The following is a 12818-nucleotide window of genomic DNA, read 5'->3' on the forward strand; positions in this document are numbered from 1 at the left end:
ACCCGGCCCCCGCGCCGGTGTCTCGCGTGGCGTTGGGGCTGTCCCACCGCCGCGCACAGAAAAGGGAATTTGACCGGGCGAGTGTGGGCTGATTGACTCCCTGCAGGATGGGCGCCGAGGAAACCCTCTTTCAACGTTTCGGCAAGGAGTTCCCCCAGGGCACCGAGCTCTTCCGCGAGGGAGAACCCGGCAAGGAGATGTTCGTCATCCAGTCGGGACGGGTGGCCATCTCCAAGCGGGTCCGTGACGTGGAGAAGGTCCTCGCCGTGCTGGGCCCCGGAGAGTTCTTCGGGGAGATGGCCATCATCTCCAACAAGCCCCGCAACGCCAGCGCCACCGTCAACGAGGACGCGCGGCTGCTGGTCATCGACCCCAAGACGTTCGAGGGGATGATCCGCGGGAACGCCGAAATCGCCGTCCGGATGATCAAGAAGCTGGCCGAGCGCCTCTCCGAGGCGGACGCCCAGATCGAGAACCTGCTGCACAACGACCCGGCCAGCCGGGTGGTGCACCAGATTCTCCAGACGTGCCAGAGCCGCGGCCGCCCGGTGGACGACGGCGTGGAGATTGACTTCCCGGTGCGGGAGCTGCCCCGCGTGATTGGCGTGGGCGAGCCGGCGGTGCGCAGCGTGGTGAGTCGGCTGGAGCGCACGGGGCTGGTCGAGCGGGACGGGGACCGGATGACCGTGCCGGACACGGGCAAGCTGCACGACTTCCTCCAATACCTGGAGATGAAGTGGAAGTTCGGAGACCTCTAGCGTGAAGCTGCGAGTCCTCGGCTGCCACGGCGGCGAGCTACCCAACTGCAAGAGCACCTGCTTTCTCGTCGATGACGTGCTGGCGCTCGATGCGGGGGCGCTCACGGGGACGTTGTCGCTGGAGGAGCTGTGCCGCGTGGACCACGTCCTGGTGGGGCACAGCCACTTCGACCACGTGAAGGACCTGCCGCTGATGGCGGACCTGGTCATCGGGCGGCGCGAGACGCCCGTCACCATCTACGCCTCGCGCGAGTGTGCCCGGGCCCTGCGCGAGAACATGTTCAACAACGCGCTGTGGCCGGACTTCACCCGAATCCCGACCAAGCGTCAGCCCGTGCTGCAGATCAAGACGTTCCGCGCCGGGGGCACCTTCCAGGTGGGGCCCTACACCGTGCGCAGCGTGCCGGTGAGCCACCCCGTGGAGTCGTGCGGCTTCATCGTCTCCAACGGCAAGAGCGCCCTGGCGATGAGCGGCGACACCGGCCCCACCGACAAGCTGTGGAAGGCGCTCAACGAGACGAAGAACCTCAAGGCGCTGCTGCTCGAGACGTCCTTCCCCAACAAGCTCCAGTCCCTGGCCGACATCTCCGGCCACCTCACGCCGCACACGCTGAGCCTGGAACTCCAGAAGTTCGAGCGTAATGGCGCCTCGGTGCTGCTCTATCACCTCAAGCCCGCCTTCGTGACGCAGCTCAAGAAGGAGCTGGCCGAGCTGCCTGTCGAGGTGCTGGAGCTGGGCGATACCTTCGAGCTCTAGACGCGCCGCGCCACACGGAGGGGTTGACGACTGTCAGCCGCCGGATTAACCCCGCGCACCCCATGGCCTGGTTTTCGAAGAAGCCGCGCATCGCCGTCGACACCGAAACGCAAGCCGAGCCCCGCCCGTCCCGCATGGAGGGCCTGTGGGCGAAGTGCGAGTCGTGCGACGAGATCATCTACCGCCAGGAGCTCGAGAAGAACTGGATGGTGTGTCCGCACTGCGAGCACCACCACTACTGGGCGGCTCGCGCGCGGCTGTTGGCGCTGCTGGACCCCGACAGCTTCGAGGAGTTCGACAAGGAGCTGGAGCCGCAGGACCCGCTCGGGTTCAGTGACTCGAAGAAGTACAAGGACCGGCTGAAGTCCACCCGCAAGAACCTGGGTGAGCCGGATGCCTTCATCTCCGGCGTGGGCCGCATCCAGGGCCACCAGGTGTCGGTGGGCTGCTTCGTCTTCGAGTTCATGGGCGGCTCCATGGGCTCGGTGGTGGGCGAGAAGGTGGCCCGCGTGTTCGAGCGCGCGCACGAGCTGAAGTGCTCCGCCATCGTCTTCTCCGCGTCGGGCGGCGCGCGCATGCAGGAGGGCATCTTCTCCCTCATGCAGATGGCCAAGACGTCCGCGGCCATCGCCCGCTTCCGCACCGGCACGCGGCCGTACATCTCCGTGCTGCTCAACCCCACCACCGGCGGCGTCGCGGCGTCCTTCTCGTGGCTGGGCGACATCATCCTCGCCGAGCCCAAGGCCCTCATCGGCTTCGCCGGCCCCCGCGTCATCGAGCAGACCATCCGCCAGAAGCTGCCGGAGGGCTTCCAGCGCTCGGAGTTCCTGCTGGAGCACGGGATGATTGACGGCATCGTCCACCGCAAGGACCTGCGGGCGAAGCTGGGGCAGATCCTGGGGTTGCTCGGCTGAACGCGCCCCGGACACCGGAGGAGGCGCTCGCCTTCTTCTCCAGGCTCAACCCCTCGGGCATCAAGCTGGGGTTGGAGCGCGTCCAGGAGGCGCTGGCCGCGCTGGGACACCCGGAGCGCCAGTACCCGGCGCTCCACGTCGCGGGGACGAACGGGAAGGGCAGCACCTGCGCCATGACGGCGGCCGCGCTCCATGCCGCCGGCCACCGCGTGGGCCTCTACACGTCGCCCCACCTGGTGCGCGTCAACGAGCGCATCCGCGTGGACAGCGAGGACATCTCCGACGCGGACTTCGGCCTGCGCATCCTGGAGGTGCTGGAGCGCTACCCCAGCGCGGTGTCCTCGCCGATGACGTACTTCGAGTTCGGCACCGTGGTGGCCCTGTGGCACTTCGCCCGGGTGCGCGTGGACGTGGCCGTGCTGGAGACGGGACTGGGGGGCCGGCTGGATGCCACCACCGCCGCGAGCCCGGTGGTGACGGCCATCACCCCCGTGTCGTTCGACCACATGGAGTACCTGGGCAACACGCTGGCCGCCATCGCCGGGGAGAAGGCGGGCATCCTCAAGCCCGGCGTGCCCTGTATCGTGGCGCGGCAGGCCCCGGAGGCCCTCGACGCCATCGTTCGCAAGGCGGAGGCGGTGGGCGCGCCGCTGCGGCTGGAGGGGCGCGACTTCGCCGCCGAGCGTCAGCCAGATGGCAGCCTGTCATACCGCGGGGCCGCATGGAGCCTGGACGGCTTGTCCCTGGCGCTGCGGGGGCCGCACCAGCAGCAGAACGCGGCGGTGGCGCTCGCCTGCCTGGAGGCCTTGCAGGAGCGCCGCATGACGGTGCCGCCCGAGGCCGCGCGTGCAGGGCTGGCGTCGGCGTGCTGGCCGGGGCGCCTGGAGGAGGTGGGGCAGCGGCCCGTCGTCCTGCTCGACGGCGCCCACAACCCTGCGGGCGTGGAGGTGCTGCTCGCGTCGCTGAAGGACCTGTATCCGGGACGCCGCATCCACCTCGTCTTCGGCGTGGTGGGGGACAAGGACCGGGGGCCGATGATGCGAGCGCTCTTCCCAGAGTGCGCCTCGGTGCAGCTCACCCCGCTGGAGACGCCGCGCTCGCTGGCGCCCGAAGCCTATCTGGCCGAGGCTCGCACGCTGTGTCCGGACGTGACAGCCTGGCCGGACGTGGACGCCGCACTGGACGCTGCGCGCAAGCGGGCAGCCGCGGACGACCTCGTCCTGGGTACAGGTTCACTGTTCCTGGTCGGGATGTTGAAGGCTCGCTTGTATCGAAACCTTGGCGCGATGCAGCAGCCGCCGTAGATTCAAGACATGCGCCTGCCGGACTGGAGAGCCGCCGCGACACCGGGGCCACCCATCCCCTCCATCGACGAAGTCGATTTCCGGGCGCTTTACTCGAAGACGAAGTACGTCGTGGAGACGGCGGACGGCTGGTCGCTGGTCATCACCCGCTACCGTCCGGTGAAGCAGCCTTTTCCGCAACCGTTGTTTGGCGAAGCCCTGCTGCTGGTGCACGGTTTCTCACAAAACCGGCACACATGGACGAGCGGGCAGTTCGTCAAGAACCTGCTCTTCTTCGGGGTGGACATCCACATCCTGGAGCTGCGCGGGCACGGCAAGAGCTCCATCGCCTTCCAGAAGGAGCGCGCCGAGCGGTTCAAGCGCCCCCTGCCGCCCGACCTGGACTACGGCTGGGACATCGACAGCTACTTCCTCTACGACCTGCCAGCCGCTGTCTCAGGGGTGAAGCGCATCACCCGGCGCGAGCGCATCTTCTACTGCGGCCACTCGATGGGCGGGATGCTGGGCTACGGCTACGCCGGCATCCACAACGACTTCGAGGGCCTCATCACCATCGGCTCTCCGGCGGACCTGGGGCGGGGCTTCATGCTGCTGCGCCTGCTGGCACATGGCGCGCCCATGCTGGCGGGGATGATCGACCTGACGCTCGCCAGCCTCAACGTTGGCGGGAAGGTGGAGGGCGCGGGGCGCAAGCTGCTCGCGCAGGGCGTGGGCCTGCTGAACAAGGGCCTGGGCCGCAGGCTGACGCCGCGCGACCGGCGGACGCTGCGCTTCGACGCGGTGCCGGTGGACATCATCCTCAAGACGCTGGAGCGGCAGCTCGCGAAGGCGGAGGACTCACGGCTGTATCAACAACTCACCACGCGGCTGAACCGGCTCATCAACCCGGAACGCGTGAGCGCCGACGACATCCGCTGGCTGCTCCGTGAAGGCGGGGAGCGTGAGCCGCGCCGCGTGCTGGAGCAGTTCGCGCGGTGGATTCGCCGGGGCGAGATGGTCTGCTATCGCACCGGCTTCGACTTCAAGCGGGGCTTCGGGCGCATCGAGATTCCCATGGCCATCATCTTCGGGGACCTGGACCCCCTGGCCTCCCTGGAGTCGACGCGCAGCGTGTATCGCGCCGCGAAGAGCGAGTACCTGCTGTGGCGGCCGGTGAAGGGTAACAGCCACATCGAGCTGACGATGGGGCACGACATCCGGCAGATCTGCTACGACATCAAGAACCTTATCGAGTACGCGCGGACCCACCGCCACCGTTCGCCGAGCCTGCCGCGGCTCCGCTAGGCGCGTCTGGACGGAAAGTTGGAGGCACGGCGGTGCGTGATAGCCTCCATGCTCTTCTGTCAACGTGAAGGGGTGTGGTCGATGAAGGCCTTTGCCGTGTGGCTGCTTGGTGTGGTGCTCGTGCCCTTCGCGGCGCTCGCGCAGGCGCCGGCAGTGAACCTGAACACCATCACCGCGGTGCAGGTGAATGGTGGGACAGTGACCATCACCGGCACGCAGAAGCCCAACTTCACCACCTTCACCATGACGGACCCGCCGCGGCTCGTCATCGACATCTCCGAGGCCGTCTTCTCCGAGGTGCCCGAGGAGATTCAGGTGGGGAACGGCACGGTGACGGGCATCCGCACCGCCAGCTACGGCTCCGACGCATCCTCCATTGCCCGCGTGCTCATCGGCTATGCGCGCGAGGTGGAGGCGGACATCCAGGCCCAGGGCAATCAGCTCATCGTCCGCGTCGCGGGCGGTGGGGGGCAGGCCGTGGCGCAGGCTCCGGCCACGGAGCAGCCTCCGGCGGGGAACACCGCTGAGCAAGCCGCCGAGGCCGCCGCGGCGGACCGTGAGGCCCAGGAGAGGGCCGCCGCGGACGCCGCTGCCGCGGCTCGGGCCGAGCGGGAGGCCCAGGAGAAGGCCGCTGCCGAGGCGGCCGCCGCCGCGCAGCGGGACGCCGAGGCCGAGGCGAAGCGCCAGGAAGAGGCGCGCGCCGCTGCCCAGCGTCAGCAGGAGGAAGCGCAGGCTCGGGCCCAGGCGCAGGCCGAGGCGGAGCGCAAGCGTCAGGAAGAGGAGGCCGCGCGCGCGTCCGCGGAGGCCGCCGAGGAGAAGCGGCGCCAGGAGGAGGCCGCGCGCGCATCCAAGCAGGCCGCCGAGGACGAGCGCCGCGCCCAGGCTCAGGCCGCCGCCGAGGAGCAGCAGCGGAAGCGGGAAGCCGCACGGGCCGAGGCCGAGCAGCGTCAGGCCTCCGAGCGCGCCGCCGCGGAGGAGCGCCGTGCACGCCAGCAGGCTGCCGCCGAGGAGCGTCGCGCCCAGGCGCAGGCCGCCGCCGAGGAGCGCCGTGCCCAGGCACAGGCCGCCGCCGAGGAGCGTCGCCAGCGTCAGGCCGACGCCCGCGCCGCGCGTGAGAACCGCCAGCAGCAGGCTTCGGCGAGCGGAGAGGTGTCGTCCCGCCGCAAGACACTGACCCTGGTCGGGTTCCGGCAGCAGCCGGGCGCCTCGCGTGTCTTCGTCCAGACCAACGAGCCGGTCAGCTACTCCGTGGGCGAGCAGGGCCGCACCGTGGTGCTGGAGCTCGAGAACACCCGGGTGGACTCCAGCAACAACACGCTGCCGCTGGATACGTCCTTCTTCGCGTCCCCGGTGCTCCGGGTCGACCCGAGCACGTCCGGCCGCGACGTCCGCGTCACCATCGAGCTCCGGCAGTCCGCGCCGTTCCAGGCCCGCCAGGAAGGCAACGTCATTTCATTGGACTTCCAGCGCACAGGGCGGTGAAAAGGGGGGGCCGCTCGGCCCGGGCGCGGCATACCCTGCACCCCTGAATGAGCCTCCTCGTTCCGCTCGCCGCTGCGCTGCTGGTCACCACGTCCCAGGTGCCGCTCGCCACGCCGTTGGCGCTGCCCAACGGTGAGAAGGCGCAGCTCACCGCGGACATGGTCGTCTACGAGGCGGAGACGAAGGTCGTCACCGCGCGTGGCAACGCCGTGCTGCGCACGGACACCATGCAGCTGCGCGCCGACGAGGTGACGTACGACTCGGTGAACCCGTTCGTCACGGCCACCGGCAACGTCATGTTCGTGGGGCCCGGTGGCATGGCCGCCGTCGCCGAATCCGTGAAGATGGACGTGCGCACCTACGAGGCGAACCTCGAGGGCGGCCTCTTCATGCAGAAGGAGGGCGTCACCCAGGACGCCCTGTTCTCGGCGAAGACGCCCCAGGAGCTTCGGGCGATGGGCGAGACGCCCATCCTGCTCAGCGGCTCACGCATCCGTAGGACAGGGGAGAACACCTTCGCGGTGGAGAACCTGGCCTTCACGCCCTGCAACTGCAGCCCGAACGAGCCCGGCTGGCGCATGGAAGCCACGTCGGCCACCGTCGTCCTGGGCGAGCGCGCCACGATGACGTTGCCCGTCGTGTACGTGAAGTCCGTCCCCGTGTTCGCGCTGCCGTGGATCTACATGCCCCTGTCCCAGCGGCGCACGGGCTTGCTGCTCCCGAAGCCCACCGTTTCCGCGCTGAATGGCTTCACGCTGGAGCAGCCCCTCTTCATCACGCTGGGGCGCAGCTACGACCTGACGTTCACGCCGGGATACTTCAGTGGCGGGAGCGATGTGGTCGTGGATGGAGTTCGGAGAATGCGCGCCCAGGGCGTGAAGGGGCCTCGCTTGCTCACCGAGTTCCGCTACGCGCCCAGCGAGCGGACCCGGGGGCGGGCCACGCTGGGGTTCCTCTACGACCTCCGGCCCATTCGGGACCCGAGCACTGGTGAGTTCTATCGACGGATCGTCGACGGCGTCGAGACGAGCGAGTTCGTCGACGAGCGGCGGGGTCTCCGGGGCGAGGCTTCCTGGCAGCACACCCAGGACCTGGGAAACGGGTGGCATGACCGCGTGGACGCCGCGTTCGTCTCGGACGGCTTCTACACGCGCGACCTCACGGCGGACGTTATCGTCAATAACTTCCAGTACCTGCGCAGTACGGCCACGCTGTATCAGCGCCAGGATGACCTGTACGCGGGGCTCGATGTGGGGCTGCGCCAGGACATCCGGTGGGGGTACCGCTTCTTCCAGGACAACCGTGTCCCCGCGGCCGCCGACCCCGCGCGTCCGGACTTGAAGGGCCCCTCCACCTTCCAGAGGTTGCCAGCCCTCACGTTGGCTTTGCCCGAGCGTCCCGTGCTCGGCGGCCTCATGGGAGGCCTGACGGTGCAGTACCTCCGCCTGGCGCCGCTGCGCGGTGGGTATGGGGACGAGGGCATCGACGGCATCTTCCGGGCCGACGGGAACTACACGGAGTTTGGTTCTGCCAACGCCTTCCTGGACGCGACGCAGTCCGACGGCGTCTTCAACGCGAACGACCGTGAGGCCCGCAACCGCGTGGACTTCCTCCCGCGCCTGTCGACGTCGTTCGCGGTGGGCGACCTGATGCGCGTCTCGCCGTCGCTGGCGGTGCGCCAGGACGTGTGGCTGGGCGAGGTCTCGGGGCGGACGTGGCAGCGGGGCTATCCCATCGCGGGCGTGCTGCTGGAGAGCCAGCTCACGCGCACGTTCCAGGGACGCGACACCAGCTTCCGCCATGCCATCACCCCGTCGCTGGAGCTGCGCTACGTGCCGGGAGGGTGGGGCAGCCTTCCTACGGCCGGCGCTTCTGAAGATGGCGCGGCCCGCCCCTACGACGAGCTGGACGCGGCCGTGCCGTATCAGCTCGATGGGCGCACGCGCGGTTTCCTGCACGCGGTGCTCGCCGTGGATCAGACGCTGCGCATCAAGCGAGGCAACGCCATCCGCGAGCCCCTGCGCCTGCGAATCGGACAGGGCTTCGATCTCACCCGGCACGTTCCCGCGGTGGGAAAGGTGGACGACCCGGGCCCCGTGCTGCGCGACACCTTCGCTCGGCTCACCGCGACCGCGGGCATCTTCACCGCCGCGGGCACCGTCCGATACGACCCCAACATGGGCCGCATCGCAGGCCTGTCCGCCGAACTCAATGTCGATGACGGCAAGGGCCACGCCGTCTATGCGCGCTTCGATGATGTATTGACCGTGGGGCTGCCAGCGATCAACCTCGGCGCGGATCCGCGCTCCGTGGGGCCGGACGTCTTCCGCCGGACTGTGGATACCCTGGTAGGCGGACTATCCCGAGTCGAGCCCGGCTTCCCTGCGGCCGAACGGGCTCAAGCCCTCATCGCGGGTACGCGTTTGAAGCTCGGATTTGGGCTTGGAGTGCGGTACGAAGCCTTCGTGCTACCGCTTTACCGGGATCTAACAACCCGAGAACCTCGATTCGTTGCTGACCAGCAGACGTTCGGCCTCTCGTATGGGCCTGCATGTGACTGCTGGCGGGTCGAGGGAGTCATGACGCTGCGGCGGGACTTGGGGCTGGAATTCTCCGGCATCAACCTCATCGTGGCGGATTTCGGATCCTTTGGTTCCGGAGGCTAGGAATCACCAGCCGTGGGTGGTGGTTCCTCCAACCCCGAAACAGCCAGGAGAAGTACTTCGTGTCGGACCTCGGAAAACGAATTGGGCAGCGAATCCGCGAGCTTCGGACACAGCGGCCGGAGCGCTGGACGCAGGAGGAGCTCGCGGAGCGGGCGCAGATCAGCGTGTCGTTCCTCTCGATGATCGAGCGCGGTGAGCGCGTCCCCCACGTGGAGACGCTGGCGGCGCTGGCCAATGCCCTGGGCGTCAGCCTGGGCGAGCTCTTCACGGGAACGGAGCAGACCCTTGCTCAGACGGAGGACCTCCTGCGGCCCCTGTCTGACTTCGCGCGTGCCCGTGGCCTCACCGCCCGGGACGTGGACCGCCTGCTGGGCGTGGCGCGGGTGATGTTCAGCGGCACCGCCGCCTGACATCCCCCGGGGATTCCAGGCTCCGGACGCAAGAGGGCTTCAGTCGGCCTGTCCTGTCCTTGACTGGACGGTAGCTGGCCCGGGAAGATGGGGAAGATGCGCTGTGCGCTGCTCGCGTACAGCCCGCTTCCTTCATCGCCTTCAAGGAGTCTCCACTGATGCGTCCGGGTCTGGCCCCGTGGGTGGCCTTCGCGAGCTTGCTGTTCGTCGCATGCTCGCCGTCGGCTCCCGCCACACTTGAATTCGTGGACCAGTCACCGGCTCAGCCGCGACTGGGAGAAATCACCACGCTGCGCTTCCGCGCGGTGGACTCCCGAGGACAGCCGCAGGCCGGTACGAACGTGTCCTTCTCGCTGGAGTCCCCGGTGCCGGGCGTCGAGCTGTCGCCCACCGAGGGCGTCACCAACTCCGGCGACGGCATCGTGTCCGTGCAGATCGTGGCGCGCGGCGGCCGGGTGGCTTCCGCCGTCGTCATCGCCACCGCGGGCTCGGGTTCCGAGATGAAGCGGGCCGTCAGTCCCGTGGTCAGCTTCGCCGGCGCCAACTCGAGCTCCCGCCAGTTCACCTTCCAGTGCGGTTCGTTCTCCGGCAACGGCTCCGGTCTGCACCACGCCGTGGGCGCCTGGGACGAGACGCGCAACCTCATCGCGGGCGTGAAGCTCAAGTGCATCGCGCACGTGGGTGACCGCAACGGCGACGGCGTGGTCGGCGCCCAGGTGTCCTTCCTCACCGAGGCCGGCACCATCGGTCCCAGCGCGGTGTCCGTCACGGACGTGGTGGGCAACGCGGAGGTCCTCTACAAGACCTCGCTGCCGCTGCCGGAGGACGTGGATCCGGGCGTGTTCACCTGGACCCCGCTGAAGGATGAGACGCACACCGGCGAGTACCTTGCTCCGCTCTGGATGCACCCGTTCCTCTGGGACGAGAACCCGATCGCCAGCTACGGCAACGCCCCGCAGCCGCAGGTGGACCGTCCCGAGCCGCGCCGGCCGGACCCCATCCGTCCGAACGTCGTCAACAACCCGCGTGACAACCTGGTCTCGCTGATCGCCATCACCAGCGGCGAGGAGGCCTTCGACGACCTCAACAACAACGGCGTGTGGGACTCGGGCGAGCCCTTCGAGGACACGACGGAGCCCTTCGTCGACAACAACGACAACGGCACCTGGGACCCGGGCGAGCGCTACGTGGACACCAACGGGGATGGCCGCTGGACGGGCAAGAACGGCCGGTACGACGCCAGCACGCTCATCTGGGTGCAGGAGCGCATCCTCTGGACGGGCATGCCCCATGCGCTGGACCGGACCGAGACGCAGCGCCAGCTCGACCCCCCGCCCAACGCGCCGCCGCCGCTCATCGCTCACTTCAGCGGCATCGCCGTCTCCTTCATCGTCTCCGACCCCTGGTTCAACCGCATCGCGCAGAACAGCGATGATGACGGCTGCGTCGGTGGCGCCTCGGGCCCCGTCAAGGTGTCCCAGGCCAATGGCGGCATCGCGTTGACGTACCCGTCCTTCAACTTCGAGACGTACCTCATCAGCGACACGCACGAGCAGCCCGCCGACGGCGACCCGCCGCCGCCCTACTCGCCGCCCGTGGCGTGGAAGGTGACGCCGCTGTGCAAGTACACGGCGGCGCAGGAGGAGGGCCACGAGGTCGTCGTCACGGGCCCCACCATGACCGGCACGGTGGAGTAGTCAGCGCCGTTCCGCCGGGCGGGCCCACGAAGGCATTGACCCCAGGGCCCGCCCTCCGTAGGTTCTCCACTGGTTGACTGGCGAATCACCCGCCGGTGGAGGACGTCGTGGGTCAGCAGAACAAGCCGGCCGCGGACAACGGTTCTCGTGAGAACGAGCGCCGCCGCACCATCCTCCGGGCGGCCATCGACGTGTTCGCCCGCAAGGGCTACCACGGCTGCCGCATCGCGGACGTGGCCAAGGAGGCCGGCGTCGCGTACGGCCTCGTCTACCACTACTTCAAGAACAAGGACGAGCTGCTGGAGACCGTGTTCGACACGGGCTGGAGCGGCTTCGTCACGCGCGTGCGCGCGGTGGTGGAGGGCGAGGGCTCGCTGGCGGAGAAGGTGCGCGGCATCGTGGATGTGGCCTTCGAGGCCTACCGGGTGGATCCGCGCGCGGTGAAGGTCCTCATCCTGGAGATTGCGCGCAGCCCGGCCGGCTCGCGCATCAACCGGCAGACGGCCTTCGTGGACGCCATCCGGCTCAGCTCGGAGCTGTTCAACGTCGCCAAGGAGCGCGGGGAGCTGCGGCCGGAGCTGGATCCGCACCTGGCCTCCGCGCTGCTCTTCGGCAACATCGAGATGGGGCTCACCGCCTTCGTCGTGGGGCTCGCGGACGCGCGGGACAACGAGGCGCTGGAGCGGGCCAAGGCGCAGATTGCGAACTCCTTCCTATACGGTGTCCTCACGGGCGCCCAGGCAGCGGAGGTGTCCGAATGGAAGCCGGAGAAGTCCGCTACGAAGTCCAAGGCCCCCAAGCGCTCCTGACCATCGACCGGCCCAAGGCCCGCAACGCCCTGTCTCCGGGCGTGGTGCGCGAGCTGATGGCGTCGCTGGAGCGCGCCGAGTCCGACGCCTCGGTCCGGGTGGTGGTGCTCACCGGCGCGGGCGAGAAGGTCTTCTGCGCGGGCGGGGACCTGGGGACCCTGGCCGGGGACGAGGGCTTCCTGTCCACGCATGAGGGGCGCCGCTCGTACGGGCGGCTGCTGGCCCGCTTCCAGGAGCTGCGCAAGCCCACGGTGGCGCGCGTCAACGGGCACGCACTGGCAGGAGGCCTGGGCCTGGTGCTCGCATGCGACCTGGCCGTCGCCGTGGAGACCGCGGACCTGGGCACGCCCGAAATCGACGTGGGCCTCTTCCCCATGATGATGATGGCGCTGCTGCAGCGGCACCTGGGCCGCAAGCGGGCGCTGGAGCTGGTGCTCACCGGTGACCGGCTGCCCGCGCGCGAGGCGCTCGCGTTGGGGCTGCTCAACCGCGTGGTGCCCGCCGCGGAGCTGGATGCTGCCGTCTCCGCGCTCGCCGGGAAGCTGGCCGGAAAGAGCCAGGCCGTGCTGGCGCTGGGGCGCCGCGCCTTCTTCACCGCGGAGGACCTGCCGCTGCCCGCCGCCCTCGAGTACCTGGCCTCGCAGCTGTCGCTGAACGTGCTGGCGGACGACGCAGGGGAGGGCATCTCCGCCTTCCTGGAGAAGCGCCCGCCGAAGTGGCACGACCGCTGACGGCGG

General features: G+C 69.1%; 11 protein-coding genes. All 11 read left to right on the top strand.

Going from position 1 to position 12818, the window contains the following annotated elements:
* Window positions 1–107: 107 nt before the first annotated feature.
* Window positions 108–758 carry a Crp/Fnr family transcriptional regulator gene (locus VZL07_RS28460; RefSeq protein ID WP_426750999.1) on the top strand — a complete coding sequence of 217 codons (651 nt, stop codon included), beginning with the start codon at window positions 108–110 and terminating at the stop codon, window positions 756–758.
* Between the two features lies 1 nt (window position 759).
* Window positions 760–1515 carry an MBL fold metallo-hydrolase gene (locus tag VZL07_RS28465; protein WP_426751001.1) on the top strand — a complete coding sequence of 252 codons (756 nt, stop codon included), beginning with the start codon at window positions 760–762 and terminating at the stop codon, window positions 1513–1515.
* Window positions 1516–1577: 62 nt separating this feature from the next.
* Window positions 1578–2429: an acetyl-CoA carboxylase, carboxyltransferase subunit beta gene (gene accD, locus VZL07_RS28470; protein ID WP_426751003.1), complete on the top strand. Its 852-nt coding sequence runs from the start codon at window positions 1578–1580 to the stop codon at window positions 2427–2429.
* Window positions 2430–2500: 71 nt separating this feature from the next.
* Window positions 2501–3733 (top strand): bifunctional folylpolyglutamate synthase/dihydrofolate synthase, encoded by a 1233-nt coding sequence (locus VZL07_RS28475; RefSeq protein WP_426751005.1) that lies wholly within the window; start codon window positions 2501–2503, stop codon window positions 3731–3733.
* A gap of 9 nt (window positions 3734–3742) precedes the next feature.
* Window positions 3743–5017: an alpha/beta hydrolase gene (locus VZL07_RS28480; protein ID WP_426751006.1), complete on the top strand. Its 1275-nt coding sequence runs from the start codon at window positions 3743–3745 to the stop codon at window positions 5015–5017.
* An 81-nt stretch (window positions 5018–5098) separates the two neighbouring features.
* Window positions 5099–6499: an AMIN domain-containing protein gene (locus VZL07_RS28485; RefSeq protein WP_426751008.1), complete on the top strand. Its 1401-nt coding sequence runs from the start codon at window positions 5099–5101 to the stop codon at window positions 6497–6499.
* Window positions 6500–6546: 47 nt separating this feature from the next.
* Window positions 6547–9165, top strand: coding sequence for an LPS-assembly protein LptD (locus VZL07_RS28490; protein WP_426751010.1), 2619 nt, complete (start codon window positions 6547–6549; stop codon window positions 9163–9165).
* Window positions 9166–9224: 59 nt separating this feature from the next.
* Entirely contained in the window at window positions 9225–9575 is a 351-nt protein-coding gene (locus VZL07_RS28495; RefSeq protein ID WP_002634858.1) for a helix-turn-helix domain-containing protein, read from the top strand.
* 158 nt (window positions 9576–9733) lie between these two features.
* Window positions 9734–11272 (top strand): Ig-like domain-containing protein, encoded by a 1539-nt coding sequence (locus VZL07_RS28500; protein WP_426751012.1) that lies wholly within the window; start codon window positions 9734–9736, stop codon window positions 11270–11272.
* A gap of 107 nt (window positions 11273–11379) precedes the next feature.
* Window positions 11380–12081, top strand: a complete 702-nt coding sequence (locus VZL07_RS28505) for a TetR/AcrR family transcriptional regulator (RefSeq protein ID WP_426751013.1) — start codon at window positions 11380–11382, stop codon at window positions 12079–12081.
* Window positions 12030–12812, top strand: coding sequence for an enoyl-CoA hydratase/isomerase family protein (locus tag VZL07_RS28510; protein ID WP_426751015.1), 783 nt, complete (start codon window positions 12030–12032; stop codon window positions 12810–12812). Before VZL07_RS28505 ends, VZL07_RS28510 begins: the two co-directional genes overlap by 52 nt.
* Window positions 12813–12818: the final 6 nt, after the last annotated feature.

This window comes from Pseudomyxococcus flavus, from assembly GCF_050038885.1.
GTDB classification, from domain to species: Bacteria; Myxococcota; Myxococcia; order Myxococcales; family Myxococcaceae; genus Myxococcus; species Myxococcus flavus.

Coding starts and splice junctions, on each gene's coding strand:
- VZL07_RS28480 (WP_426751006.1), top strand. CDS start 3,743: ATGCGCCTGCCGGACTGGAGAGCCGCCGCGACACCGGGGCCACCCATC.
- VZL07_RS28460 (WP_426750999.1), top strand. CDS start 108: ATGGGCGCCGAGGAAACCCTCTTTCAACGTTTCGGCAAGGAGTTCCCC.
- VZL07_RS28510 (WP_426751015.1), top strand. CDS start 12,030: ATGGAAGCCGGAGAAGTCCGCTACGAAGTCCAAGGCCCCCAAGCGCTC.
- accD (WP_426751003.1), top strand. CDS start 1,578: ATGGCCTGGTTTTCGAAGAAGCCGCGCATCGCCGTCGACACCGAAACG.
- VZL07_RS28500 (WP_426751012.1), top strand. CDS start 9,734: ATGCGTCCGGGTCTGGCCCCGTGGGTGGCCTTCGCGAGCTTGCTGTTC.
- VZL07_RS28485 (WP_426751008.1), top strand. CDS start 5,099: ATGAAGGCCTTTGCCGTGTGGCTGCTTGGTGTGGTGCTCGTGCCCTTC.
- VZL07_RS28490 (WP_426751010.1), top strand. CDS start 6,547: ATGAGCCTCCTCGTTCCGCTCGCCGCTGCGCTGCTGGTCACCACGTCC.